At 60.6% G+C, this 23,176-nt stretch carries 19 protein-coding genes; 13 read left to right on the forward strand and 6 right to left on the reverse strand.

All coding sequences use genetic code 11. From position 1 onward, the window contains the following. Positions 1 to 514: 514 nt before the first annotated feature. The 11 genes from RGM2987_RS26965 to RGM2987_RS27015 all read left to right on the forward strand — a co-directional run bounded on the left by RGM2987_RS26965 (position 515) and on the right by RGM2987_RS27015 (position 14,036). A complete protein-coding gene (locus tag RGM2987_RS26965) occupies positions 515 to 844 on the forward strand; it encodes a DUF485 domain-containing protein (RefSeq protein WP_245145943.1) in 330 nt (109 codons plus the stop codon). Then, the gene (locus tag RGM2987_RS26970) at positions 841 to 2,490 is read left to right on the forward strand and encodes a cation acetate symporter (protein WP_245145945.1); all 1,650 of its coding nucleotides are present in this window, start codon (positions 841 to 843) and stop codon (positions 2,488 to 2,490) included. The genes RGM2987_RS26965 and RGM2987_RS26970 overlap by 4 nt, the downstream gene beginning before the upstream one ends. Before the next feature lie 150 nt (positions 2,491 to 2,640). Next, positions 2,641 to 3,891 (forward strand): OprD family porin, encoded by a 1,251-nt coding sequence (locus RGM2987_RS26975; RefSeq protein WP_245145947.1) that lies wholly within the window; start codon positions 2,641 to 2,643, stop codon positions 3,889 to 3,891. A gap of 371 nt (positions 3,892 to 4,262) precedes the next feature. Then, on the forward strand, positions 4,263 to 5,966 hold the full coding sequence (locus RGM2987_RS26980) for an AMP-binding protein (RefSeq protein ID WP_245145949.1): 1,704 nt from the start codon (positions 4,263 to 4,265) through the stop codon (positions 5,964 to 5,966). 102 nt (positions 5,967 to 6,068) lie between these two features. Beyond that, complete coding sequence (locus tag RGM2987_RS26985) at positions 6,069 to 7,577, forward strand: CoA-acylating methylmalonate-semialdehyde dehydrogenase (RefSeq protein ID WP_245145950.1); 1,509 nt, start codon at positions 6,069 to 6,071, stop codon at positions 7,575 to 7,577. Positions 7,578 to 7,622: 45 nt separating this feature from the next. Further along, positions 7,623 to 8,396 (forward strand): enoyl-CoA hydratase, encoded by a 774-nt coding sequence (locus RGM2987_RS26990; protein ID WP_245145953.1) that lies wholly within the window; start codon positions 7,623 to 7,625, stop codon positions 8,394 to 8,396. A 25-nt stretch (positions 8,397 to 8,421) separates the two neighbouring features. Further along, entirely contained in the window at positions 8,422 to 9,312 is an 891-nt protein-coding gene (gene mmsB / locus RGM2987_RS26995) for a 3-hydroxyisobutyrate dehydrogenase (RefSeq protein ID WP_245145955.1), read from the forward strand. Positions 9,313 to 9,314: 2 nt separating this feature from the next. Next, positions 9,315 to 10,403, forward strand: a complete 1,089-nt coding sequence (locus RGM2987_RS27000; protein ID WP_245145957.1) for an enoyl-CoA hydratase/isomerase family protein — start codon at positions 9,315 to 9,317, stop codon at positions 10,401 to 10,403. A gap of 19 nt (positions 10,404 to 10,422) precedes the next feature. Then, complete coding sequence (locus RGM2987_RS27005; RefSeq protein WP_245145959.1) at positions 10,423 to 11,574, forward strand: acyl-CoA dehydrogenase family protein; 1,152 nt, start codon at positions 10,423 to 10,425, stop codon at positions 11,572 to 11,574. 67 nt (positions 11,575 to 11,641) lie between these two features. Continuing rightward, positions 11,642 to 13,270 (forward strand): methyl-accepting chemotaxis protein, encoded by a 1,629-nt coding sequence (locus RGM2987_RS27010; RefSeq protein WP_245145961.1) that lies wholly within the window; start codon positions 11,642 to 11,644, stop codon positions 13,268 to 13,270. A gap of 106 nt (positions 13,271 to 13,376) precedes the next feature. Next, positions 13,377 to 14,036 (forward strand): TetR/AcrR family transcriptional regulator, encoded by a 660-nt coding sequence (locus RGM2987_RS27015; protein ID WP_245145963.1) that lies wholly within the window; start codon positions 13,377 to 13,379, stop codon positions 14,034 to 14,036. A gap of 28 nt (positions 14,037 to 14,064) precedes the next feature. Here RGM2987_RS27015 and RGM2987_RS27020 read toward each other — a convergent pair whose 3' ends face one another. Beyond that, positions 14,065 to 14,340, reverse strand: a complete 276-nt coding sequence (locus tag RGM2987_RS27020; RefSeq protein WP_245145965.1) for a hypothetical protein — start codon at positions 14,338 to 14,340, stop codon at positions 14,065 to 14,067. A gap of 146 nt (positions 14,341 to 14,486) precedes the next feature. Continuing rightward, positions 14,487 to 15,416 carry a LysR family transcriptional regulator gene (locus RGM2987_RS27025; RefSeq protein ID WP_245145967.1) on the reverse strand — a complete coding sequence of 310 codons (930 nt, stop codon included), beginning with the start codon at positions 15,414 to 15,416 and terminating at the stop codon, positions 14,487 to 14,489. Positions 15,417 to 15,829: 413 nt separating this feature from the next. Between RGM2987_RS27025 and RGM2987_RS27030 the strand changes: the two genes are divergently transcribed. Then, positions 15,830 to 17,131, forward strand: coding sequence for an OprD family outer membrane porin (locus RGM2987_RS27030; protein WP_245146167.1), 1,302 nt, complete (start codon positions 15,830 to 15,832; stop codon positions 17,129 to 17,131). A 346-nt stretch (positions 17,132 to 17,477) separates the two neighbouring features. On the opposite strand, the gene RGM2987_RS27035 is transcribed toward RGM2987_RS27030, so the two are convergent. The 4 genes from RGM2987_RS27035 to RGM2987_RS27050 form a co-directional block, all read right to left on the reverse strand. Further along, complete coding sequence (locus RGM2987_RS27035; protein WP_245145969.1) at positions 17,478 to 17,879, reverse strand: biopolymer transporter ExbD; 402 nt, start codon at positions 17,877 to 17,879, stop codon at positions 17,478 to 17,480. Position 17,880: 1 nt separating this feature from the next. Continuing rightward, positions 17,881 to 18,606, reverse strand: a complete 726-nt coding sequence (locus tag RGM2987_RS27040; protein WP_245145970.1) for a MotA/TolQ/ExbB proton channel family protein — start codon at positions 18,604 to 18,606, stop codon at positions 17,881 to 17,883. 85 nt (positions 18,607 to 18,691) lie between these two features. Beyond that, on the reverse strand, positions 18,692 to 19,504 hold the full coding sequence (locus tag RGM2987_RS27045; RefSeq protein ID WP_245145972.1) for an energy transducer TonB: 813 nt from the start codon (positions 19,502 to 19,504) through the stop codon (positions 18,692 to 18,694). Positions 19,505 to 19,658: 154 nt separating this feature from the next. Continuing rightward, the gene (locus tag RGM2987_RS27050) at positions 19,659 to 20,705 is read right to left on the reverse strand and encodes a LacI family DNA-binding transcriptional regulator (RefSeq protein WP_245145975.1); all 1,047 of its coding nucleotides are present in this window, start codon (positions 20,703 to 20,705) and stop codon (positions 19,659 to 19,661) included. A gap of 207 nt (positions 20,706 to 20,912) precedes the next feature. On the opposite strand from RGM2987_RS27050, the gene RGM2987_RS27055 reads away from it, so the two are divergent. Further along, positions 20,913 to 23,171 carry a TonB-dependent receptor gene (locus RGM2987_RS27055; protein ID WP_245145976.1) on the forward strand — a complete coding sequence of 753 codons (2,259 nt, stop codon included), beginning with the start codon at positions 20,913 to 20,915 and terminating at the stop codon, positions 23,169 to 23,171. Positions 23,172 to 23,176 lie beyond the last annotated feature (5 nt).

The raw sequence follows: 23,176 nt of genomic DNA on the forward strand, positions 1-23,176 counted from the left end.
AGCTGTGTGTGCAAACACATTAACACATAAGAATATACTTATGTGTAGTGACGACACCCTCATTCGTATTTTCCCAATCACGTGAATTTTCATCATGTATTTTTGCACGTCAATCAGGCGTTTCTGTCGATTTTTATTGTAAAAAAGCCAACCTATACTCGCGCTCAGGCTGGCTTGACCAGCTCCGTTTCCAAGCCAGCAAGCCCCCCACAATAATAATCAGGGCGAACAGCATGAGCGCATGGGTTAACGTCGGCGTGTACGCCGGATACAAGCAGTTGCGCAGCAGCGCAATCAACACCATCGTCACTGTGCAGCGCTGGCCCGTACCAGTGCTCTTGACGCATGGGCGCGACACCCACTTTCCACATCGCCCTCCCATCCCCGGACGTTCAGTCCACCGGCAATAGGCCCTGCACCGCATTCAGGTGACGCCTCGCACAGGCTTCGCCCGGGTACCCGTGTGCCTGTGAAAGGGCGCAAACAACAAAAATAACCACACTGGAGCCTCACTATGACGACTGACCATCCGACCCATGCCCATACCTGCGCGCAGGTCAGGGCCAATCCCAAGTTCAAACGCCTCACCCGCCAGCGCGCGTTGCTTGCATGGTCACTGAGCGGCGTGGTCCTGGCGATCTATTACAGCTTCATCATGGTGGTGGCTTTTGCCCCTGCCTGGTTACACCTGCCGTTGTACGACGGCAGCCACGTGAGCCTCGGTATGCCAATCGGCGTAACGATCATCCTGCTGTCCTGGGCCCTCACCGCCTGGTACGTGCACCGTGCCAACACTCGTTTCGACGTGCTCAGCGCCCAGATCCTGGAGGAGTCCCTCGTATGAAACGCCTGCTCGCTGTACTCGCCCTCAGTCCCCTGCTGGTCAACGCCGCCCCCCTCACGGCGGAAAAACAACCGCTCAACCTGCACGCCATCGGCATGTTTTTCGTCTTCGTCCTCGCCACTTTGCTGATTACCTGGTGGGCGTCACGCCGCACACGCTCGGCCGCTGACTTCTACAGCGCCGGTGGCGGCATCACCGGGTTCCAGAATGGCCTGGCGATCGCTGGCGACTACATGTCGGCAGCCACCTTGCTGGGGTTGTCGAGCATGGTCTTCGCCAAAGGCTACGACGGTTTCGTCTACATCATTGGCTTCTTCGTCGGCTGGCCCGTCGTCACGTTCCTGATGGCTGAACGCTTGCGCAACCTGGGCCGCTACACGTTCGCCGACATCGTTTCCTATCGACTCGATCAGATCCAGGTGCGCAGTTTCGCCGCCCTCGGATCATTGACGGTGGTGTGCTGCTACCTGGTGGTGCAGATGGTCGGTGCCGGCCAACTGATCAAGCTGTTGTTCGGCCTCGATTACCGCACGGCGGTGGTGGTCGTCGGCGTGTTGATGTTGGTCTACGTGATCTTCGGCGGCATGCTCGCCACCACCTGGGTGCAGATTACCAAGGCGGTCTTGTTGCTGGCCGGCGGCACGACCCTGGTGCTGATGGCCCTGAGTCGCTTCGGCTTCAGCTTCGAAACCCTGGCTGCCCAGGCCGTGTCGGTGCATGCCAGCGGGGTACAGATCATGGGGCCGGGCACCTTGCTGGCCGACCCGATCAATGCCGTGTCGCTGTCCCTTGGCCTGGTCTTCGGCATCGCCGGCCTGCCGCACATCCTGATGCGTTTCTTTACTGTGCCCAATGCCAAGGAAGCACGTAAATCGGTGCTGTTCGCCACGATGTTCATCGGCTTCTTTTTCCTGGTGGTGTGCGTGCTGGGCTATACCGCCATCGTCATCGTTGGTACCGATCCGCAGTTCTATGTCGACGGCAAGCTGGGCGGGGCCATGATCGGCGGCGGCAACATGGTTGCCATGCACTTGGCCAAGGCGGTGGGCGGCAATCTGTTTCTCGGCTTCCTCTCGGCCGTGGCGTTCGCCACCATTCTGGCAGTGGTGTCCGGTCTGGCCCTGGCCGGTGCCTCCGCCATTTCCCATGACCTTTATGCTTCGGTGTTCAGGAAGGGCCGCGCCGACGAGAAAAAGGAAATGCAAGTGTCGCGCATCGCCACCGTGTGTCTGGGCATCGTTGCGATTTCCCTGGGTATTCTGTTCGAAGGCCAAAACATTGCCTTCCTGGTGGGCCTGACGTTCGGCATCGCCGCTTCTGCAAATTTCCCGGTATTGATCATGTCCATGTACTGGCGCGGCCTGACCACCCGTGGCGCCCTGTACGGCGGGCTGACCGGTCTGGTCAGCGCATTGGTCATGGTGGTCGGCTCGCCGTCGGTGTGGGTCGGCGTGCTGGGCCATGCCCAGGCGCTCTTCCCCTACGACCAGCCGGCGCTGTTCTCCATGCCGCTGGCCTTCCTTGTCATCGTCGTTGCCTCCAGGCTGGACCGTAGCGAACGGGCCGACCGCGAGCGTGCCGCCTACGACGATCAGTTCGTCCGTGCCCAAACGGGCCTGGGCGCTTCCATGGCAAGCAGTCACTGAGCCTGCAAAGCCAACGATCCTGAGGTGCGATTCAGCGGCGCTGTTCGCACCTCTAACCTGCCCTGCGCCATAGGGCATCTCCAAAAGTCTTCCCTCCATCGGCCGTGACCGGTGTGGGAAAGGCTTGCCTATAACAATAAGAGGTCAGCCATGAAAAACACCCTTTTCCCGCTGTTCCTGGCAGGCAGCAGCCTCGCCACCCAGGCCCACGCGGACTTCATCGAAGACAGCAAAGCCAGACTGGAATTGCGCAACTTCTACTTCAACCGCGATTTCCGTCAGACCGCAGCGGCCCAATCCAAGCAAGAAGAGTGGGCCCAAGGCTTCCTGCTGCGTTATGAATCCGGTTACACGGATGGCACCATCGGCGTGGGCATCGATGCGCTCGGCCTGCTTGGCGTCAAGCTTGATTCCAGCCCCGATCGCGCCGGTTCCGGCCTGCTCAAACGTGATGCCAGCGCGCCCAGGCGGGCCAAGGATGAGTACGGTGAGCTGGGCCTGACCGCCAAGTTCAAGGCCTCCAACAGCGTACTCAAGGTGGGAACCCTGACGCCCAAGCTTCCGGTGTTGGTGGCCAACGATTCACGCCTGCTACCACAGACCTTTCGCGGCGGCCAGTTAAACGTCCAGGAGATCAAAGGCCTGGTTATCGATGCGGGGCACCTGGATCGCGTCAACCAGCGCGACTCCTCGGACTACGAGAAATTCAGCATCACCACCACCGGAGCCAAGGGCATCGCCAACAGCCAGGTGCGCAGCAACGCCTTCGACTTCGCCAGCCTGGCCTACCAATGGAACGGCCAACTGAACTCCAGCTACAGCTACGGTGGCCTGGATAACTTCTATCACCAGCACCAATTCAATCTGGTTCATGTGCTACCGCTCGGCGAAGGGCAGTCGCTTAAAAGCGACTTGCGTTATGCCCGTTCGACCGACGATGGCCACAGCAACATCGACAACAACGCTTTGGGCGCGATGTTCACCTATGCCCTTGGCGGCCATGCCTTTGGCCTGGGCTATCAACGCATGAGCGGCGACACCGGTTTCGCCTACATCAACGGCACCGATGCGTTCCTGGTCAACTTCGTGCAGATCGGCGATTTTGCCAACACGGACGAGCGCTCCTGGCAAGCGCGCTACGACTACAACTTCGCCGCGCTTGGGGTTCCCGGCCTGACCTTCATGACCCGCTACCTGTCCGGCGACAGCATTGACCTGGGCGCCGGCAACGCTAAGGGTCGCGAGTGGGAACGCGACACCGATATCGGCTACGTGGTGCAGGAAGGACCGCTAAAAAACGTGGGGCTGAAATGGCGTAACGCGACTGTGCGCACCGCCCATTTCGGCAGTGACCTCAATGAGAACCGGCTGATCCTCAGCTACACCCTGGCGCTCTGGTAAAAACATCCGTGAGGCCGGATCCAATCCCCCGCGCCTGAAAGGTGCAGGAGGCATCCGGCCCCACGGCACTGGGCCCGAAATCGGTGAAGAACCCACCCATGCATTTTTGCACAACATACTGGCCTTTTTAGTTGTTCTTGTTTGTTTTATGCATGCATATACTCAATTCAAATCTGGTCGTGAGCCAGGTCCGTCCCGACAAAAATAAACAAGGGAACCCACCGTGAAACCATCCTTGCTGGCCGCCTCCCCATCATCAGATCCGAGCACCTGTCCCGTACGCCCAGCGACACGCAGCCATGCCGCTCTTGCTGCCTGACTTTCGTACTCGCTACCTGCGCCGATCGGCACCTTGATTGATGGAGAGAACAATGAATAACAACAGCCAACCCTTCCTCGCCGCTCGCGACTTCCTGCTGGCCCACCGTACCGATTACGCCACGGCCGTGCGGGATTTCCGCTGGCCGCAACTGAGCGAATTCAATTGGGCGCTGGATTACTTCGATGCCATGGCCCAGGGCAATCATGCCAACGCCCTGTGGATCGTCGAAGAAGACGGCAGCGAGCAATGCTACAGCTTCCAGCAGCTGGCCTTACGCTCCAACCAAGTGGCTAACCACCTGCGCGCCCTCGGCGTGCGGCGGGGCGAGCGCATCCTGTTGATGCTCGGCAACGATATCGCCCTGTGGGAAACCATGCTGGCCGCGTTCAAGCTCGGCGCCGTGGTCATCCCTGCCACCGCCCTGCTCACTCCTGATGACCTGAGCGACCGTATCGACCGCGGTCAGGTTCGCCATCTGGTGGTCGGCAGCGCCCATGTCGATAAGTTTGTCGGACTGGGCGACGGCTGTAGCCGCATCTGCGTGGGTTCATCCTGCGCCGGCTGGGTCTCCCACAGTGCTGCCAACGAATACCCGGAGCACTTCGAGGCCGAGGGCAGCACCCTGGCCACCGACCCGATGCTGCTGTACTTCACCTCCGGCACCACCTCCAAGCCAAAAATGGTGCTGCACAGCCACCAGAGCTACCCAGTCGGCCACCTGTCGACCATGTACTGGATCGGCCTGAAGCCCGGTGACCTGCACCTGAACATTTCCTCCCCGGGCTGGGCCAAGCATGCCTGGAGCTGCCTGTTCGCGCCGTGGAACGCCGGCGCCTGCATCTTCATTCACAACGTCGCGCGCTTCAGTGCCCCGGTCCTGCTTACCACCCTGGAGCGCTACGGCGTCACCAGCCTGTGCGCCCCGCCCACCGTGTGGCGCATGTTGATCCAGGAGGACCTGGCCGGAATCAAGGACCGTCTGCGCCTGCGGGAACTGGTGGGCGCCGGTGAGCCGCTCAACCCGGAAATCATCGAGCAGATCCAGCACGCCTGGGGCCTGCCGCTGCGGGACGGATTCGGTCAGTCGGAAACCACCGCCCTGGTTGGCAACACGCCCGGCCAGGTGCTCAAGCCTGGCTCCATGGGGCGCCCGTTGCCGGGCTACCGGGTGACCATGCTCGACCCCGATGGCGTACCGGGCAGCGAGGGTGAAGTGGCCCTGCCGCTCGATGTGCGTCCCCTTGGCCTGATGCTCTGCTACGAGGACAGTCCGGAAAAAACCGCCGAAGTGATGCGCGACGGTTACTACCGTACCGGTGACACCGCGCAGATTGACCAGGACGGCTACATCACCTTTGTCGGCCGCGCCGACGACGTGTTCAAGGCTTCCGACTATCGCATCAGCCCGTTTGAACTGGAGAGCGCGCTGATCGAGCATCCGGCGGTGATGGAAGTGGCCGTGGTACCCAGCCCCGACCCGGTACGTCTGGCCGTGCCCAAGGCGTTCCTGATCCTGGCCCACGGCGAACCCGGCAATGCGGAACTGGCCGGCAACATCCTCGCCTTCGCCCGTGAACACCTGGCGCCTTACAAGCGGGTGCGCCGCATCGAGTTCGTCACCGAACTGCCCAAGACCATATCCGGAAAAATCCGCCGGGTGGAACTGCGGCAGATGGAAGTGCAACGCCGCCAGAGCGAGACACGCGGCGCGCAAGAGCACTTCGAAGAAGACTTCCCACAGCTCAAGGGCTGAACCCGGGTCGGTCCGCCGGCCCTCATGAAGACCAACGAGACCGCTCGGCCAAACCAGGCCGAGGGGCCTCACTCAACCTCAAAAAAGCAGGCAGGCCCCACCATGACTTCTTCCAGCGTTCCAAGCGTCAAGCTGCTCATCAACGGCGAATTCGTTGAGTCGCGCACCGAGCAGTGGCGCGACGTGATCAACCCGGCAACCCAGCAAGTGTTGGCCCGTGTGCCCTTCGCCACCACCGAGGAAATGAACGCCGCAGTGGCCAGCGCCAAACAAGCGTTCAAGACCTGGCGCAAGACGCCGATCGGCGTGCGCTCGCGGATCTTCTTCAAGTACCAGCAACTGATCCGGGAGAACATCAAGGAACTGGCGGCCCTGCTCACCGCTGAACAGGGCAAGACCCTGCCGGATGCGGAAGGCGATGTGTTCCGCGGGCTGGAAGTCGTCGAGCACGCAACCGCCATCGGCAACCTGCAGATGGGCGAACTGGCCAACAACGTTGCCAATGGCGTCGATACCTACACCTTGATGCAACCGCTGGGCGTGTGCGCCGGAATCACCCCCTTCAATTTCCCAGCGATGATCCCTTTGTGGATGTTCCCCATGGCGATCGCCACCGGTAATACCTTCATCCTCAAGCCGTCCGAACAGGATCCGCTGGTGACCATGCGCCTAGTCGAACTGGCCCTGGAAGCCGGTGTACCCAAAGGCGTGCTCAACGTGATCCACGGCGGCGTCGACGCGGTGAACCTGATCTGCGACCACCCGGACATCAAGGCCGTGTCCTTCGTCGGCTCGACCAAGGTCGGTACCCACGTTTATAACCGTGCCACCCAGAACGGCAAGCGCGCGCAGTGCATGATGGGCGCGAAAAACCACGCCATCGTCCTGCCTGACGCCAACAAGCGTCAGACCCTGAACAACCTGCTGGGCGCCTCGTTTGGCGCCGCAGGCCAGCGATGCATGGCCCTGCCGGTGGTGATCCTGGTGGGTGAAGCCCAGGCCTGGTTGCCGGACCTGATCGAGCGCACCAAGACCCTGAAGGTCAACGGCGGCACCGAGCCTGGCACCGACATTGGCCCAGTGATTTCCTGCGCGGCCCTGGACCGGGTCAACGGCCTGATCGCCAGCGGCATCGCAGAAGGCGCCACACTCGAACTGGATGGACGCAACCCCAGCGTACCCGGTTACCAGGACGGCAACTTCGTCGGCCCGACCATCTTCTCCGGTGTCACCGCGCAGATGTCCGTCTATCGCGAGGAAATTTTCGGCCCGGTGCTGTGCGTGATGCACGCTGCCGACCTGAGCGAGGCGATCGAGATTATCAACGCCAACCCCAATGGTAACGGCACTGCCCTGTTCACCCGCTCCGGTGCCGCGGCCCGGCACTTCCAGGAAGAAATCGACGTCGGCCAGGTGGGCATCAACGTGCCGATCCCGGTGCCGGTCCCGCTGTTTTCTTTCTCCGGTTCGCGCGCTTCCAAGCTGGGTGACCTGGGTCCGTATGGCAAGCAAGTAGTGACCTTCTACACCCAGACCAAGACCGTCACCCAGCGCTGGTTCGATGAAGACGACACCGACAGCGCCGTGAACACCACCATCACCCTGAAATGACCTTTGCTGGCCGGCGTCAAGCGCCGGCCAGTCAGGAGCTTAAAGATGGAATACCAGACTCTACTGGTCGATGTGCAACAGCGCGTGGGCCTGATCACCCTCAACCGGCCACAGGCGCTCAACGCACTGAACAGCCAATTGATCGCCGAGCTGAACCAGGCCCTTGATCGCCTGGAGGCCGACCCTGAAGTCGGCTGCCTGGTCATCACCGGATCGACCAAGGCCTTTGCCGCCGGTGCCGACATCAAAGAAATGGCCGCGCTGAGTTATCCGCAGATCTATCTGGACGATTTCTTTGCCGCCGCCGACCGCATCGGCGCCCGGCGCAAGCCAATTATTGCTGCAGTGGCTGGCTATGCGTTGGGCGGCGGCTGCGAGCTGGCACTGATGTGCGACTTCATCTATGCCGCCGATAACGCCCGCTTCGGCCTGCCGGAGCTGAACCTGGGTGTGATCCCCGGCATCGGTGGCACCCAGCGCCTGAGCCGCACCGTGGGCAAATCCAAGGCCATGGAGATGTGCCTGACGGGTCGCCAGCTCAGTGCCGAGGAAGCTGAGCGCGCCAATCTGGTGGCCCGTGTTTTCCCCGTTGCAGAGTTGCTGGAACGAACCCTGGAAGTCGCCCGCGGCATTGCCGGCAAGTCGCTGCCAGCAGCCATGATGATCAAGGAATGCGTCAACCGCGCCGAAGAAATCAGCCTCACCGAAGGCGTACGTTTCGAGCGCCGGCTGTTCCATTCGCTGTTTGCCAGCCACGACCAAAAGGAAGGCATGCAAGCCTTCGTCGACAAGCGCGTGCCAAATTTCCTGCACCACTGAACCCCACTCGCAAAAGGTAGCCATCATGCATATCGGATTTCTCGGCCTCGGCAATATGGGTGGCCCCATGGCTCGCAACCTGCTCAAGGCCGGCCACCGCCTGACTGTCTTCGATCCGTTCCCGCAGGCAGTCGCCGCCCTGGTGGAGGGCGGCGCCAGCCCAGCCGACTCACCGGCCGCCGTGGCAAGCGCCAAGGTTGAAGTAATCATCACCATGTTGCCGACCGCCGACCATGTGAAGCAGGTCTATCGCGGCAAGGATGGGCTACTCGCCAATGTCGACCAGGGCGTCCTGTTGATCGACAGTTCGACCATCGATCCGCTGACCGCCCGCGAGGTCGCCAGGTTCGCCCTTGCCCAGGGCAACCCGATGCTCGACGCACCGGTCTCCGGCGGCACCGGTGGCGCAGCGGCAGGCACCTTGACGTTTATGGTTGGCGGCCCGGTCGGCGTGTACGACCAAGCCCTGCCGGTCCTCTCGGTGATGGGCCAGAACATCGTGCACTGCGGTGCGGCGGGCAACGGTCAGGTGGCCAAGATCGCCAACAACATGCTGTTGGGCATCTCGATGGTCGGGGTCGCTGAAGCGATGGCCCTGGGTGTGGCACTGGGCATGGACGCCAAGGTACTGGCAGGGGTAATCAATTCCTCCACCGGGCGCTGCTGGAGTTCGATGATCAATAACCCGTTCCCCGGGGTGATGGAAAACACTCCGGCCTCCCGCGGCTACAGTGGCGGCTTTGGCACCGACCTGATGCTCAAGGATCTGGGCCTCGCCACCGAAGCCGCCAGGCAGGCGCGCCAGCCAGTGGTGCTCGGCGCCGTCGCCCAGCAGCTCTACCAAACCTTCAGCCTGCAAGGCAAAGGCAGCCTGGATTTCTCCGCGATCATCAAAATGTTCCGCGGGGAGTCATGAGCATGAGCGAGCAACAGGCACCGGTACTGGCTCGTGTGAGCAATCGCATCGGCCACCTGACGTTGAACCGACCCGGCGCATTGAACACCCTGGACCTGCCCACGGTGGACTTGCTGCACCAACACCTACAGGCGTGGGAAAGCGACCCGCAGATCGTTGCGGTGACCCTGCGCGGTGCCGGCGAAAAAGCCTTCTGTGCCGGCGGTGATATCCGGATGTTGTACGACAGCCACAAGGCCGGCCACAACCTGCACGAACGGTTTTTCGAGCAAGAATACGCCCTCGATCACTATCTGCATCGCTACCCTAAACCGGTACTGGCGCTGTTGGATGGGTTCGTCCTGGGCGGCGGCATGGGACTGGCCCAGGCGGCCTCGCTACGAGTCATCACCGAGCGCACGCGGATGGGTATGCCGGAAGTCGGCATCGGCTTTTTCCCGGACGTTGGCGGCAGTTATTTCCTGCCGCGGCTTCCGGGTGAACTGGGGATTTATCTGGGTGTGACCGGCTGCCAAGTACGCGCCGCCGACGCGCTCTACGCGCAACTGGCCGATTATTGTCTGCCCAGCGAACGGCTGGCTGAACTGGATACCCGGCTCGATCAGTTGAACTGGAGCAGCACACCTGAACAGGACCTCCAGGACCTGCTCGGTGGCATGGCTACCGAACGCATCGCCGGGTCGGAACTCAAGGCCTATCGGCAGGTGATCGACGAATACTTTTCCCTGCCGGATGTGCCAGCCATCCACGCGGCCCTGCTGCGCGAACAACGTCCCGAACTGCGCGATTGGGCCGAGCAGACAGTCAGCCTGATCGACAGCCGATCGCCGCTGGCAATGGCCGTGACCCTGGAACTGCTTCGTCGCGGGCGCTACCTGAGCCTGGCCGACTGTTTCGCTCAGGAGCTGTACCTGGATTATCAATGGTTCGACAAAGGAGACCTGATGGAGGGGGTCCGCGCCTTGATCATCGACAAGGACAAGACGCCGATCTGGAACCCACCGACCCTGGATGAACTGGCGCCGCCACGGGTGCAATCGTTTTTCAGCAACTTTCGCCCGGTCTCCGGCAAGCCCCTTCGTACCGCCTGACCCAACAGGAGACAGTGCAATGCACGATATCGAACTGACCGAAGAGCAACGCATGATCCGCGACATGGCGCGCGACTTCGCCCGCAGCGAGGTCGCACCCCACGCCCAGGCCTGGGAAAAGGCCGGATGGATCGATGACCACGTGGTGGCGCAAATGGGCGAGCTGGGCCTGCTCGGCATGGTCGTCCCGGACACCTGGGGCGGCAGTTATACCGACTACGTGGCCTATGCCTTGGCGGTGGAGGAGATCTCGGCCGGCGACGGCGCCCTCGGTGCGCTGATGAGCATCCACAACTCGGTGGGCTGTGGTCCACTGCTGAAGTACGGCAGCGAGGCACAGCAAGACCAATGGCTGCCGGCGCTCGCCAGTGGCCAGGCGATCGGCTGTTTCTGCCTGACCGAGCCACAGGCCGGCACCGAGGCACACAACCTGCGCACCCGCGCCGAACTGCGCGACGGACAATGGGTGCTTAACGGCGCCAAGCAATTCGTCAGCAATGGCGAGCGCGCCCAACTGGCGATCGTTTTCGCGGTCACCGATCCGGAACTGGGTAAAAAGGGCCTCTCGGCTTTCCTGGTGCCCACTGACAACCCGGGTTTCGTGGTCGACCGCCGTGAACATAAGATGGGTATCAAGGCTTCCGACACCTGTGCAGTGACCCTGAGCAACTGCGCGATTCCGGAGGCCAATCTGCTGGGCGAACGCGGCAAAGGCCTGGCAATCGCCTTGTCCAACCTGGAAGGCGGTCGGATAGGCATTGCCGCCCAGGCCCTGGGCATCGCTCGCGCCGCCTTCGAGGCCGCGCTCGGCTATGCCCGGGAACGCGTCCAGTTCGACAAGCCGATCGTCGAGCACCAAAGCATCGCCAACCTGTTGGCCGACATGCACACCCGGCTCAACGCTGCCCGCCTTATGGTCCTGCATGCTGCGCGCTTGAAAAGCGCAGGACAACCGTGCCTTTCGCAAGCGTCCCAGGCCAAGCTGTTCGCCTCGGAAATGGCCGAGCGCGTGTGCTCCAGCGCGATTCAGATTCATGGCGGCTACGGCTATCTGGAGGACTACCCGGTCGAGCGTTATTACCGCGATGCGCGCATCACCCAGATCTACGAAGGCACCAGCGAAGTCCAGCGACTGCTGATCGCCCGCGAGCTGGCCCGCTACGCACTCTGAGCCCCTGCCGGACGCGCCCGCTGCGTCCGGCTGCCCTTTTTATCCTGCCCTTTTTGTGGAGCTGCCCATGCTCGGCCTGCGCAATATTCCCATCAGCCGCCGCTTGTGGTTGATCCTGCTGATGTCTCTGCTGATGCTACTGATGCTTGCCGGCCTGATGCTCAAGCAGAACCGTGACGACCTGTACGCGGCGAAGGAGCTGAAAACCCGCCATGTGGTCGAGACGGTCGGTGGCATCCTGCGCCATTTCCAGAGCCTGGAAAGCCAGGGTCTGAGTCGTGAACAAGCGCAGCAGCAGGCCAGCTCGGTGATACGCGACTTGCGCTATGACCGCGGGGAATACTTCTGGCTCGAAGACCTTGATACCCGCCTGATCCTGCACCCCAACGCCAAGCTCGAAGGCAAGCGCATGGCCGGCACGCTCGATCCTGACGGCAAGGCGCTGTTCGACGAGATGGTTACCGTGGCAAAGCGCGATGGCTCCGGGCTAGTGCGTTATCGCTGGGCCAGGCCCAATAGCGAGACCCCGATTGAAAAAGTGTCCTATGTCGAACTGTTCAAACCCTGGGGCTGGATCGTCGGCTCAGGAATCTATGTTGACGATGTACAGGAGGAGTTCCACCGCCAACTGACCCAGGCCCTGGTCACCCTAGTGATAATCGCCTTGCTACTGGGCGCACTGATCCTGCTCATCGCCCGCAGCATCGCTTCACCACTGACACAAGCGGTGGATGCCATGCAGAACATCGCCAGCGGCGAGGCAGACCTGACCCGCAAGCTCGACAACCACTGGCGCGACGAGCTGACCGCGCTGGGCAGTCATTTCAACGCGTTCATCCATAAGCTGCGGACCGTCATCGACCAATCCAAACAAACCGCCAACCGCTTGGAAAATGCCTCGCAATCGCTGGGTGAAATTGCCAGTGACAGTCAGCGTCACAGTCAACAACAGTCCGAGCAGATGGAGCTGGTGGCCACCGCCATTCATCAAGTTTCCTACGTCGTACAGGAAGTGGCGAGGAACGCTGAGCACGCCGCCAATGAGGTACGCCAAGCCGATGACCAGGCACGACAGGGGCAACAAAACATTGGGAACAGCGTGCAGCGGATCGATCAGTTGTCCGAGACGATCGAGCAGGCGGTCCACGTAATCCAGGGCTTGGCCCAGGAAAGCACCCAGATCGGCGGCGTGCTGGAAGTGATCAGAGCCATCGCCGAACAAACCAACCTGCTGGCGCTCAACGCCGCCATTGAAGCGGCTCGCGCAGGCGAACAGGGCCGGGGTTTTGCCGTGGTGGCAGACGAAGTGCGCCTGCTGGCCCAGCGCACCCAGCAATCCATTGCGCAAATCAAAGGCATGATCGAGCGCCTGCAAGGTAATTCACAAGCGGCGGTCAATGTCATCAATGCCAGCAGTCAAGCAGCACAGTTGACCGTAGAACAGGCCCGCCAAACCGGCGAGACCCTGAATCAGATACTCGGCACCCTGCGCAACCTCACCGAACTCAATACCTCAATTGCCAGTGCAACGCTGGAGCAGGCGCACGTGGTCGACGATATCAACCGGAACGTCACCCGTGCAGCGTCCCTGGCCCACGAAAATGCCATCGCCGCAGACCGGACCACCGAGGCCAGCCAGGACCTGGGCCAAATGGCCGCGCGACTCAATCAACTGTTGAGGCAGTTTCAGGTATGACGCGGACCAAATTCCTTGAGCATTTGAAAACCGGTCGTTTCCAGCGGTAAAGCAAAAATCGCCCCGCTACAGGTAGGGCCCCTGCACTGCTGAAGGAGTTGATTTCATGACCCTCCCCCAATCAGTCACGCATCGTGGCGTCAGCTCGCGTCCCGTCATGACGATCTCCGTCGACGCAGAACGCCAATCACGTTTTGTGGAAACCCGGTTAAAAGCCCTCGAACTGTTCGCCCGGCATGGTTTCAGTCGGGTCGGCATGCGGGACCTGGCCACTGGCATGGGGATCAAGCCGGGGTCCATCTACAACCATATCGAGAGCAAGGAAACGCTGCTGTTCGAGCTGATAGAAGAGCTCTACGAACAGTTGCTCGACGGCGCCGGTCGGGTGACCCGGCGCAAAACGGCGCCTGAAGTGCGGCTGCGTAGCCTGTTGGAAGCGCACCTGTTGCTCCATGAACGCATGGGCGCGCACTTTCGGCTGGCAGAGTACGACCTTCACTGCCTGAACGAAGAGCAGCAAGGCTTGATCCTGTCCCTACGCAGGCGTTATGAGGAGTATCTGATTCACACCATTGAACAGCTCACCGGCAAGCCCACTAGCGTTGCCCGACGCGCAGCTTTGAGCGGCGTCGTTTCCCTGCTCAATCAGTTGCCGGCCTGGGTGGCAGAACTCCAGGTCAACCAAGAGGCTCGACGCAAGCTGTTGCATGACATGGTGATGGGTTCGCTCCAGGGTGCATTGCAGGCCACTCTGGAGAATCTTTAGCGTAGGCAGTGTTCGGTCAATAGGCTGCTCAGATCGTAGGACCGATCTTGGACGTGCAGTAGCGTGCCGTCTGCCAGGCTCCGGCAGCCGACTTACGGAGCAGGAACAGCTCCTGATACGCCGCGGACGTGACGACACCAGTTGACTTGATCGTTTCAGTGCCCTCGGTGGCACTCCGGACAAAGGCCCAGCCGGCGCTGATCTGCACAACCTCCTTGATTCCATAAGTCATGGCGAAGCCGATTGTTTCGAAGACGCCAGGGTAGACGATGGCGAGTTCCTCCTTGCCTACTGCTGCCGGCATGCCGGGCGCCATCAGCACACCGTCATCCGCATACGTCGCCAGTATGGCGGCGTTCGCCTGCGCGATTGAACGCAGTCAAGTAGGCGATCGCATTCGCTTCAATCGCAGCAGTTCTTCATTAATGATTTCGCTCATATCCTCATTCCTCAAAGTGTCCTACAGTGACCATCTTGGTCTGACAGGATCTCCGGTATCATCTTTTTCAACAGCTCGACCCATGTCCTGATCTTCGCATCCAAGTATTGTCGAGATGGATAGACCGCGAATACAGACAGCTCTTGCAGCTTGTATTCTGGAAGCAGTCTGACCAGAGAACCGTTCCTCAAGCCTGGGTTGGCAGTATAAATCGGTAATACCCCCACCCCCATCCCAAGGTTAATAGCAGCGATCAGGCCATCCGCAGTATTGATGTCCAAGGCTGCATTACGAATCGTCACCGCTTCTTCACCATTTGGCCCGTGAAAGCGCCAGTTGTGCAACTCAGACACGTCGCTGACAATTCTCAGGCAGTCATGATGCTTGAGGTCTGCTGGGGTTTGAACTGCTCCATGTAGCTGCACGTATTCAGGCGACGCACAAACCACGCTGTAGGTGTCCCCGAGCTTCTGAGAAATCAATCCTGAGTCCGATAACTCACTGGCGATGACAACAGAAATGTCGAAACCCTCACTGACGAGATCAGGGATACGGTTCGCAAGCATGATGTTGAATGTCACGTCAGGGAACGACTTCTTATACTGCACAGCGGCACGGATAACGAAGTGATGACCGATGCTTGTCATCGCGTGCACCTTTATCCGACCGCTTGGGTGGTTCTGCGCACTCCCCGCCTCCTGCTCCGCATCCCTCACCAGGTCGATGACCGCTTCACATTTAGCCAGATACCTCATCCCCGCTTCGGTCAGGGAAAGCTTACGCGTCGTGCGATTCACCAGTTTTGCTTTCAGGTGTGTCTCAAGCTGAGCCATCGCCCGGGAGACGTTGGCCACTGACGTCCCAAGCGTGTCGGCTGCGCCAGTGAAGCTACCTCGATCAGCAATAGCGATGAAAATCGTCATGAGATTGAACGTGTCCATCAATTTCCCAACTTGAGCAAAAACTGGACGACACGATAATACAAAACACCAACAACCGATTATTAATAAAAACTGTTAACTGATTTACGGATCCCGTCACTTATGGATGGACATTGGGCCGGATACCATCCACTCAGCGTCCCTTAATGGGTCGCTCCTCTTTGAACGTTTTTACGTGGCCCCTAGGTTTAGGGGCTTTTTTTTTCCTGCAATAGCCGTCGTGCTCCAAACAACTACAACTCCTTTCACCACATGCCACGTGATGGGTCATCTCTTGATTCTGACGGTGGGTATTTCATACCAACACGAGTTTGACAGGTATGTGATTGAGGGACAGCCATAGGAAAGCAGAAATGGTTCATCGCAACGCTCTAAACATCGCCATCAGTCTCGCCACGCTACTGGGGCTGCCTATGGTGGTCACACCCGCCTGCGCGGATTTTCTGGAAGACAGTAAAGTGACGCTCAACGCCCGCACGCTATATTTTGAAGGTGACAACCGCGACGGCGGTTCAGACCAGCGACAGACGGTTCAAGGTTTCAAACTGGATGCGATCTCAGGTTATACATCCGGGCCGGTTGGATTCGGGATAGACGCCCAGGCCCTCACCGGCATCACGCTGGGAGGCGGCATTGACAACCACTCGAGTTCAACGGTCAACACCGTGAGTCCTGTCTCCACCGACGGAACGCCTGTTCACAACTGGACCCGATTCGGAGCGTCGCTGAAGGCAAAAATATCCCAAACGGAAATGCGAGCGGGCAGCAACCTCGCCCCCAATGTCCCCGTCATTGTCACGAACGACGGCCGGCTGCTTCCACAGACATTCGAAGGCGCGATGTTCTCATCCAAAGACATCGAGAATGTCACGGTGAATGCGGGACGAATCACCCGCGGCACAAGCCGAGCGTCGAGCAACTCCGCCGGCCTGGCTGCCAATGGCGGGACAAAGGGATCGGACAGCTTCATCTATGGCGGCGCGGATTGGAAAGCCGCCAAGGACCTGACGCTGCAGTACTACTATGCAAAGCTTGAGGATTACTATAAGCAAAACTTCCTTGGCGCGATCTACCTCAAACCCCTCGGTGACGACCAAAGTTTCAAGGTCGACTTGAGATACTTCGACAGTACCTCGGACGGTAAAAACGGCGACAGCGCCTATCGCTTCAACAACAATAATGGTTATGCACGCAAGCCCGGCGAAGTCGACAATAAAACGTGGTCGGCAATGTTCACCTATGCGCTGGGGGGACACTCATTCATGCTCGGACGGCAACGAATCAATGATGACGGGGGCTTTGTCTGGGTCAACAATGGCAGCATCAGAGACGGCCGTGGGCGGCCGGAAGGCGAAGGAGGTTCAAGCTTTTATCTGTTCACAGACCTCATGATCGGGCAGTTTTCGCGAGCAGGTGAAGACACGTCTTTCGGTCAGTATTCCTACGACTTCTCAAAGCAAGGTATACCTGGCCTCAAAGCAGCCATCAGCTACATTAGCGGCCGTGATATCAAGGATGCCAATGGCTCCGGTAGCGAGTACAAGGAATGGGAGCGCGATTATCGTTTCGATTACACCGTCCCGACAGGCACCCTCAAAGGCCTGGGATTTACCTTACGGCGCGCGAACCTGCGTACGAACATCCCTGGTTCACAGGGCGGGGCAGATACCGATCAAACCCGTTTCTACATTAACTACTCCTACGCATTTATGTGATGCCAGGAGGCTGGGCCAAGGATATCTCCTGGCATGAACCTGGCCTCGCCCAGCCGACTGAACTCGCTGCTTTGCGAACGCTACATGCCGCTCCGTCCATGACGCGGCGCCCGGCTCAAGGGTGGCGCGCGGTTGTTGCAACGCTCAGCAGATTGCGGCGGCCGAGGCCGTCGATCAGCGAGCGCAGCCCAAACTCACACCGAGGCGCCAGACCGCTGGTGGTCCGCGATTGCACAGGGCGCCCAGCTTTGTTGCTGATGTTCACCTGTAGCCGAGCACTCGTGAAACAGGGGCCTCACGAGTGGGATCGCGTTCGATATCCTCGCGATGTTCCGGGCGCGGGCCTCTATTTCGCCGTGATCACCGACAACTTGGTAATCCCCGCCCGCTCGATAGAAGCCATGGCCCGGGCCACTTCGCCGTAGTTCACCCCGTTGTCCGCCTGCAGTTGCACCCGCAGATCAGGGTTCTTGCCTTTGGCCGCCTGCAAGTTGGATTCAAGCAGGTCCGCCTGGATCTCGTCCTTGTTGATGAACACCTTGCCCTTGTCATCAATGCTCACCACCAGCGGATCCTTCTGTTCCACCGGCGCCACCGCCTCGGTCTTCGGCAGGTTGATCGGGATGGCGTTGGTCAGCAGCGGCGCGGTGACGATGAACACCACCAACAGGACCAACATGACGTCCACCAGAGGCGTGACGTTGATCTCGCTGAGCACTTCATCGCTGTCTTGTGTGGAGAAGGCCATCTCAGGACGCCTCCTTGACTTTCTGGCCGGTGACCGTCACGCCGGACTTGTTCAGGGCCGGGTGCTGCAACACGCGGAAGGCGTTTTTCTGCGCCAGGCTGTAGAAGTCGTGGGCGAAGTCGTCCAGGTCAGCGGCGGTCAGCTTCAGGCGACGCAGAAAATAGTTGTACACCAGCACCGCCGGCACCGCGACGGCAATCCCGACGCCGGTGGCGACCAGGGCGGCGCCGATCGGGCCGGCCACGGTTTCCAGGCTCGCCGAGCCGGCGGCGCTGATGCCTTTGAGTGCCGACATGATGCCCCAGACGGTGCCGAACAGACCGATGAAGGGCGACGTACTACCGATGCTCGCGAGAATCGCCAAGCCACTTTCCAAGGCACGCCGCTCGCGCACGATCTGCTGGCGCAAAGCGCGCTCGAGACGATCCTGGTGATTGATCGCCTGACTCAGGTCTGCGGCATGGGTGCTTTCCGGCACCTGGATCGCCGCGTAACCGGCCAGTGCTACCCGAGCCGCCGCGCCCGGTTGGCTGTGCGTCAGCTCGGCGGCGGAATCGAGGCTGGAAGCGGCCCAGAATTGCTTGTGGAACTTGCGGTCCTGGATCTTGAGACGGCTGAACTGCAGGCCCTTGAGCAAGGCCAGCCCCCAGGTCGCGACGGAAAAGACGATCAACAGCCAGATGACGGCGTGTTCGATGGATTCGAAAGGTGATGCAATCAGGTTCATGGTCAGGCTCTCCAACAAGGCATTCGGATCAGTTGTAGCGATGCGCCTTTTGTCAGGTGGCCCGCGGTCTATCGGTTAAGTCGAGTTACTTGATCTTGAAGTCGATGGGTACGCTGACCCACCCGTCCAGGGCGACGTCGCCTTGCTTGGCCGGGACGAAACTCCAGCGCTTGACCGCTGCCAGGGCGGCGTCATCGAGTTGATCGCGGCCACTGCTCTTCTGGATCTGGATTTCCCCAGGCTTGCCACTGGCCAAAACGTGAACCCGCAACAACACCGTGCCTTCCCAGCCTCGACGCATCGCCAGCGAGGGGTATTCAGGCGCCGGGTTTTTCAGGTAGCCGGCGCTGGCCGATGGCGGGCTCACCGGTTTCGGCGCAGGTGGTGCGGGAGGCGCAGGCGCGGCAACCGGTTGCACTGGCGCAGGGGCTACGGGCGGTTGCTCCACAGGCTTGGCGACCGGTTTGGGCACGGGCTTGACTACCGGCTTGGGTTTTGGAATCGGTTTGGGGGGCGGTGGCTTGACGGCCAACTCATCCTCCACCGGTGGCGGTGGTTCAACCACAGGCTGCGGGATCGGCTCGGGCGGCACAGGTTCCACCACAGGCGGCGCGGGCTGGGAGAACTCGATGGTCATCGGCGGGATTTCCGGCGGCACCACGGGCAGCACCGGTGCCGGCGCCTGATTGACCCAGACAATCACCGCGCCGTGCAACACCAACGCGAACACGCCCAGCAACACGCCTTCCCGGCGAGTCAGCACGCGTTTGGGGGTGGTGTGCAACCGTGACGACCCAAGGGGTTCACGAAAGACCCGGCCAAGGTCGAGCAGCTCGCCGATAGGCGCCGGGTGCCGGAACACCTCGAATGCACCCTTGGCGCTCTGGACATTGCCCATGTACTTACTCCTGTAAAGCTTCGGATTGATATCGAGCGCTACCCTGTGCGTTTCGACGCTGGGCAAATCACGAAACCGATCATCAATGAAAGCCATTATTTCTTAAAAGAATATTTGATTATCCAAATATGCAATTTGTGCATATAACCCTGTTTTACGCGCTCTCGCGCTCGATCAACCGACATGTCAGCAGGTTCAGTCGCGAGACCTCATCCTCTACCGGCAGGCGGCCCAGGCTCTCCAGTACCCGCGTGGCGGCCAGGACGCCGATTTCCAATGCCGGAGGCTTGATGGTGCTCAGGCTCGGCAACAGCATTTCGGCAAAGGGATAATCGCCAAAGCCAAACACCGCGCAGTCCCCTGGGATCTTCAGCCCGGCCCGTTGCCCGGCCAGCAAGCCACCGGCGGCGAGGTTGTCGTTGGCGAAAATGATCGCGTCGGGACGCCGGGCCTCGCTCATCAATGCATCCATGGCTTGCTTGCCTGCTTCGAACGGTGCCCGCCCGGCATCCGGCGTGAACACCCACGGCTCCAGCTCCAGCGCCCGCACCGTCGCGGCATACCCGTCGCAGCGCTCCTGGGCGCTGAGGTCCCCGGCCACGCTGTTCTGCACAAAAGCGATACGTCGATAACCCTTGCCGTGCAGATAGCGAACGGCGGTTACACCGACTTCATAGTGGGAAAAACCGATCTGCACCGGCTCGCGTTCGGGTTGGTAATCCCAGGTCTCGATCACTGGGATGTCTGCCTCGGCAATCATTTTTTCGGTACCGGCGCTGTGGAAGTGGCTGGTCAGGACCAGCGCCGCCGGTGACCAGCCAAGGAACGCCCGAACCGCGTTTTCTTCCTGTTCCAGGGAGAAATAACTCGATGCCAACAGCAACTGATAACCGTGCTGGCTTAGGGTGTCGCTGAAGCCCTGGATCGTGTTGGCGAAGATCGGGCCGGAGATGTTCGGGATGACCATCGCCACGATCCTGCCCCGCGCCGACGCCAGCCCGCCGGCCACCAGGTTCGGCACGTAACCCAGCGCATTGACCGCCGCCGCGATCCGTTCACGGCGCTCGGGCGAGACCTGCTCCGGCTGATTGAAGTAGCGCGAGACCGTGATGGCAGACACACCGGCGTGCTTGGCCACCGTGTTCAACGTCACGCGTCCGGCACCGCGGCGTTTACGTCCGGGGGGCTTTTCAATACTCAACTGGCGCTCCTTTTTAATACCTAAAACACATATAAAAGTAATTTTTAAGTATTTGACGGTCTATCTATGGATTTTCAATACTGTCGATGTTAGCGCTACCGAAGCGCGTTGTCTGCTACTCGCTCGAGCGAATGCCCAAGACAAATCCAAGGCGCCGCGACCAACGGGTCAACGGCGGTTCAGGGCAAATTCCGAGCAGGCACAACGATGCATTACATTCTTGGGCAACAACAAAAACTGGCGCGTTCGATACGCACGGCCATTGCACGCCAACAGCGGATGGGCCTGTTACTGGCTGGGCTTACAGCGCTCCCATTGCCCTACGCCTTTGCGGCAGACAGCAGCGCAAGCGACCAGGACCGGCCCGTGGCCCTGGAGGCCGTCACCGTCACGGCCACCCGCCGCGAAGAATCCCTGCAGAAAGTCCCGGTGGCGGTTTCGGTGGTGGACGGCGAACAGTTGGAGCGCGACAACCGCAACGGCGTCGCCAGTATCGTCCAACAGGTGCCGTCCCTGAATTTCCGTACCGGCGCGTCGAACAAAGACACCTCGCTGTTCGTTCGCGGGGTCGGGACCATTTCCACTTCCCCCGGCGTCGAGCCGACCGTGGCGACGGTGATCGACGGCGTGGTCTACGGCCGTCCTGGCCAGGCGACCCTCGATCTTCTCGACCTGGAGCGCATCGAAGTGCTGCGCGGCCCCCAGGGCACCCTGTTCGGCAAGAACGCTTCGGCCGGCGTGCTGAACATCGTGACCAAGGCGCCCAGCGCCGAGACCCATGGCTACATCGACCAGTCCTATTACAGCGGCAATGAAAGCCGTACCCGCTTCGGCCTCGGCGGCAGCCTGATTCCAGACACCCTGAGCGGTTCGGTGACCACCCTGTTCGGCAGCTACGATGGCAACGTCGACAACGAACACAACGGCCACGAAGTCAACGGCTACAACCGCAAGGGCGTGCGCGGCAAGTTGGCGTTCACGCCCAACGACGACGTGACCTTCACCCTCGCCGCCGACTACATGCAGTCCCATGACGATGCGCCCAACGGTGTGGTCAGCAAGGCGCTCACCCCGGCCTTCGGCATTGCCTTGAACCCGGTGCGCGCCAGCAGCGATAACCGTGACATCAACACCGACACCCGCAGCCATGTGGAAGACGTCAACAAGGGCTTGTCCGGCCAGCTCGACTGGAACCTGGGCGACTACACCCTCACGTCCATCACGGCCTGGCGCGGCTGGGACAACACCCAATACCAGGACGGCGACCGTCTCGGCACTGTCACTGCCGCCTTCCCCGGCACCGCCGACAAGGGTGAGCTGGATTACAACCAATACTCCCAGGAACTGCGCCTGGCCTCGCCCAAGGGCCAGTTCCTGGAATACGTAGGCGGTCTGTTCTACATGCACGGCAAGGATGAGGAAACCTACCGCCGCACGTTGACCACCTCCACCGCCGTCAATCGCGGCATCGCCGACTACAGCACCACCAGCGACAGCTACGCGGTGTTTGGCGAAACCACGCTGAATTTCACCTCGGACTTTCGTGGCATCGCCGGTTTGCGCTGGACCCACGACGATCTGGAATACGGCCACCGCCGGGTTTCCACCTCTGCGACCACGGTCAGCGGTATCCAGCCCAATACCAGCAGTTCCGGATCAGTGGATGAAGATGGCTGGTCCGGCCGTCTCGGTGTGCAGTACGACCTGAGCGACGCGGTCACCACCTACCTGACTTACTCGCGTGGCTACAAAGGCCCTGCGTACAACGTGTTCTTCAACATGCAGCCACGGGATACCGAGGCGCTGAAACCGGAAACCTCCAATACCTGGGAAGCCGGCATCAAGGCCACCTCCTGGAACAACCGCCTGACCACCAACCTGGCGGTGTTCCACAGCGACTACGACAACTACCAGGCGAATTTTTTCGACACCGTCGCCGGCCAGGTCGTGACCCGCTTGATCAACGCCGGCAGCGTCAGCACCGAAGGCGTCGAACTCGATTACACCTTGCAGGCCACTCGCCAACTGAAGCTCTCCGGCGCCCTGGCCTATACCCGCGCCCGCATCGATGAGTTTGCCTGCCCGCCGGGCGCCGCCGCGACCTGCAACGTCAACGGCAAACCGCTGCCATACAGCCCGGACTGGAAAAGCTACGTGCGTGCCGACTACAGCATCCCGCTGGACAACGGCCTGGATATCGAACTGGGGACCGACTACAGCTGGCAGAGCGAGGTGCAGTACGACATCAGCCAGAACGCAGACACCAAACAGGGCGCCTATGGCATCTGGAACGCCAGCATTGCCCTGGCCGACTACAACGAAGGCTGGCGCGTGGCACTGCTGGGCAAGAATCTCGCCGACAAGTCCTATTCGCCGCTGCTGGCAAGCGGTGGCAGCTACATCTACCGCGCCGTGCCCCGGGATGACGAGCGCTATTTCGGTGTGCAACTGCGCAAGGATTTTTGAGCCGT

The organism is Pseudomonas sp. RGM2987, from assembly GCF_022952855.1.
Classification (GTDB): domain Bacteria; phylum Pseudomonadota; class Gammaproteobacteria; order Pseudomonadales; family Pseudomonadaceae; genus Aquipseudomonas.

Coding starts and splice junctions, on each gene's coding strand:
- RGM2987_RS27030 (WP_245146167.1), top strand. CDS start 15,830: ATGGTGGTCACACCCGCCTGCGCGGATTTTCTGGAAGACAGTAAAGTG.
- RGM2987_RS27015 (WP_245145963.1), top strand. CDS start 13,377: ATGACCCTCCCCCAATCAGTCACGCATCGTGGCGTCAGCTCGCGTCCC.
- RGM2987_RS26985 (WP_245145950.1), top strand. CDS start 6,069: ATGACTTCTTCCAGCGTTCCAAGCGTCAAGCTGCTCATCAACGGCGAA.
- RGM2987_RS26965 (WP_245145943.1), top strand. CDS start 515: ATGACGACTGACCATCCGACCCATGCCCATACCTGCGCGCAGGTCAGG.
- RGM2987_RS27045 (WP_245145972.1), bottom strand. CDS start 19,504: ATGGGCAATGTCCAGAGCGCCAAGGGTGCATTCGAGGTGTTCCGGCAC.
- mmsB (WP_245145955.1), top strand. CDS start 8,422: ATGCATATCGGATTTCTCGGCCTCGGCAATATGGGTGGCCCCATGGCT.
- RGM2987_RS27025 (WP_245145967.1), bottom strand. CDS start 15,416: ATGGACACGTTCAATCTCATGACGATTTTCATCGCTATTGCTGATCGA.
- RGM2987_RS27035 (WP_245145969.1), bottom strand. CDS start 17,879: ATGGCCTTCTCCACACAAGACAGCGATGAAGTGCTCAGCGAGATCAAC.
- RGM2987_RS26970 (WP_245145945.1), top strand. CDS start 841: ATGAAACGCCTGCTCGCTGTACTCGCCCTCAGTCCCCTGCTGGTCAAC.
- RGM2987_RS26990 (WP_245145953.1), top strand. CDS start 7,623: ATGGAATACCAGACTCTACTGGTCGATGTGCAACAGCGCGTGGGCCTG.
- RGM2987_RS27005 (WP_245145959.1), top strand. CDS start 10,423: ATGCACGATATCGAACTGACCGAAGAGCAACGCATGATCCGCGACATG.
- RGM2987_RS26975 (WP_245145947.1), top strand. CDS start 2,641: ATGAAAAACACCCTTTTCCCGCTGTTCCTGGCAGGCAGCAGCCTCGCC.
- RGM2987_RS27040 (WP_245145970.1), bottom strand. CDS start 18,606: ATGAACCTGATTGCATCACCTTTCGAATCCATCGAACACGCCGTCATC.
- RGM2987_RS27000 (WP_245145957.1), top strand. CDS start 9,315: ATGAGCGAGCAACAGGCACCGGTACTGGCTCGTGTGAGCAATCGCATC.
- RGM2987_RS27055 (WP_245145976.1), top strand. CDS start 20,913: ATGCATTACATTCTTGGGCAACAACAAAAACTGGCGCGTTCGATACGC.
- RGM2987_RS27020 (WP_245145965.1), bottom strand. CDS start 14,340: ATGCCGGCAGCAGTAGGCAAGGAGGAACTCGCCATCGTCTACCCTGGC.
- RGM2987_RS27010 (WP_245145961.1), top strand. CDS start 11,642: ATGCTCGGCCTGCGCAATATTCCCATCAGCCGCCGCTTGTGGTTGATC.
- RGM2987_RS26980 (WP_245145949.1), top strand. CDS start 4,263: ATGAATAACAACAGCCAACCCTTCCTCGCCGCTCGCGACTTCCTGCTG.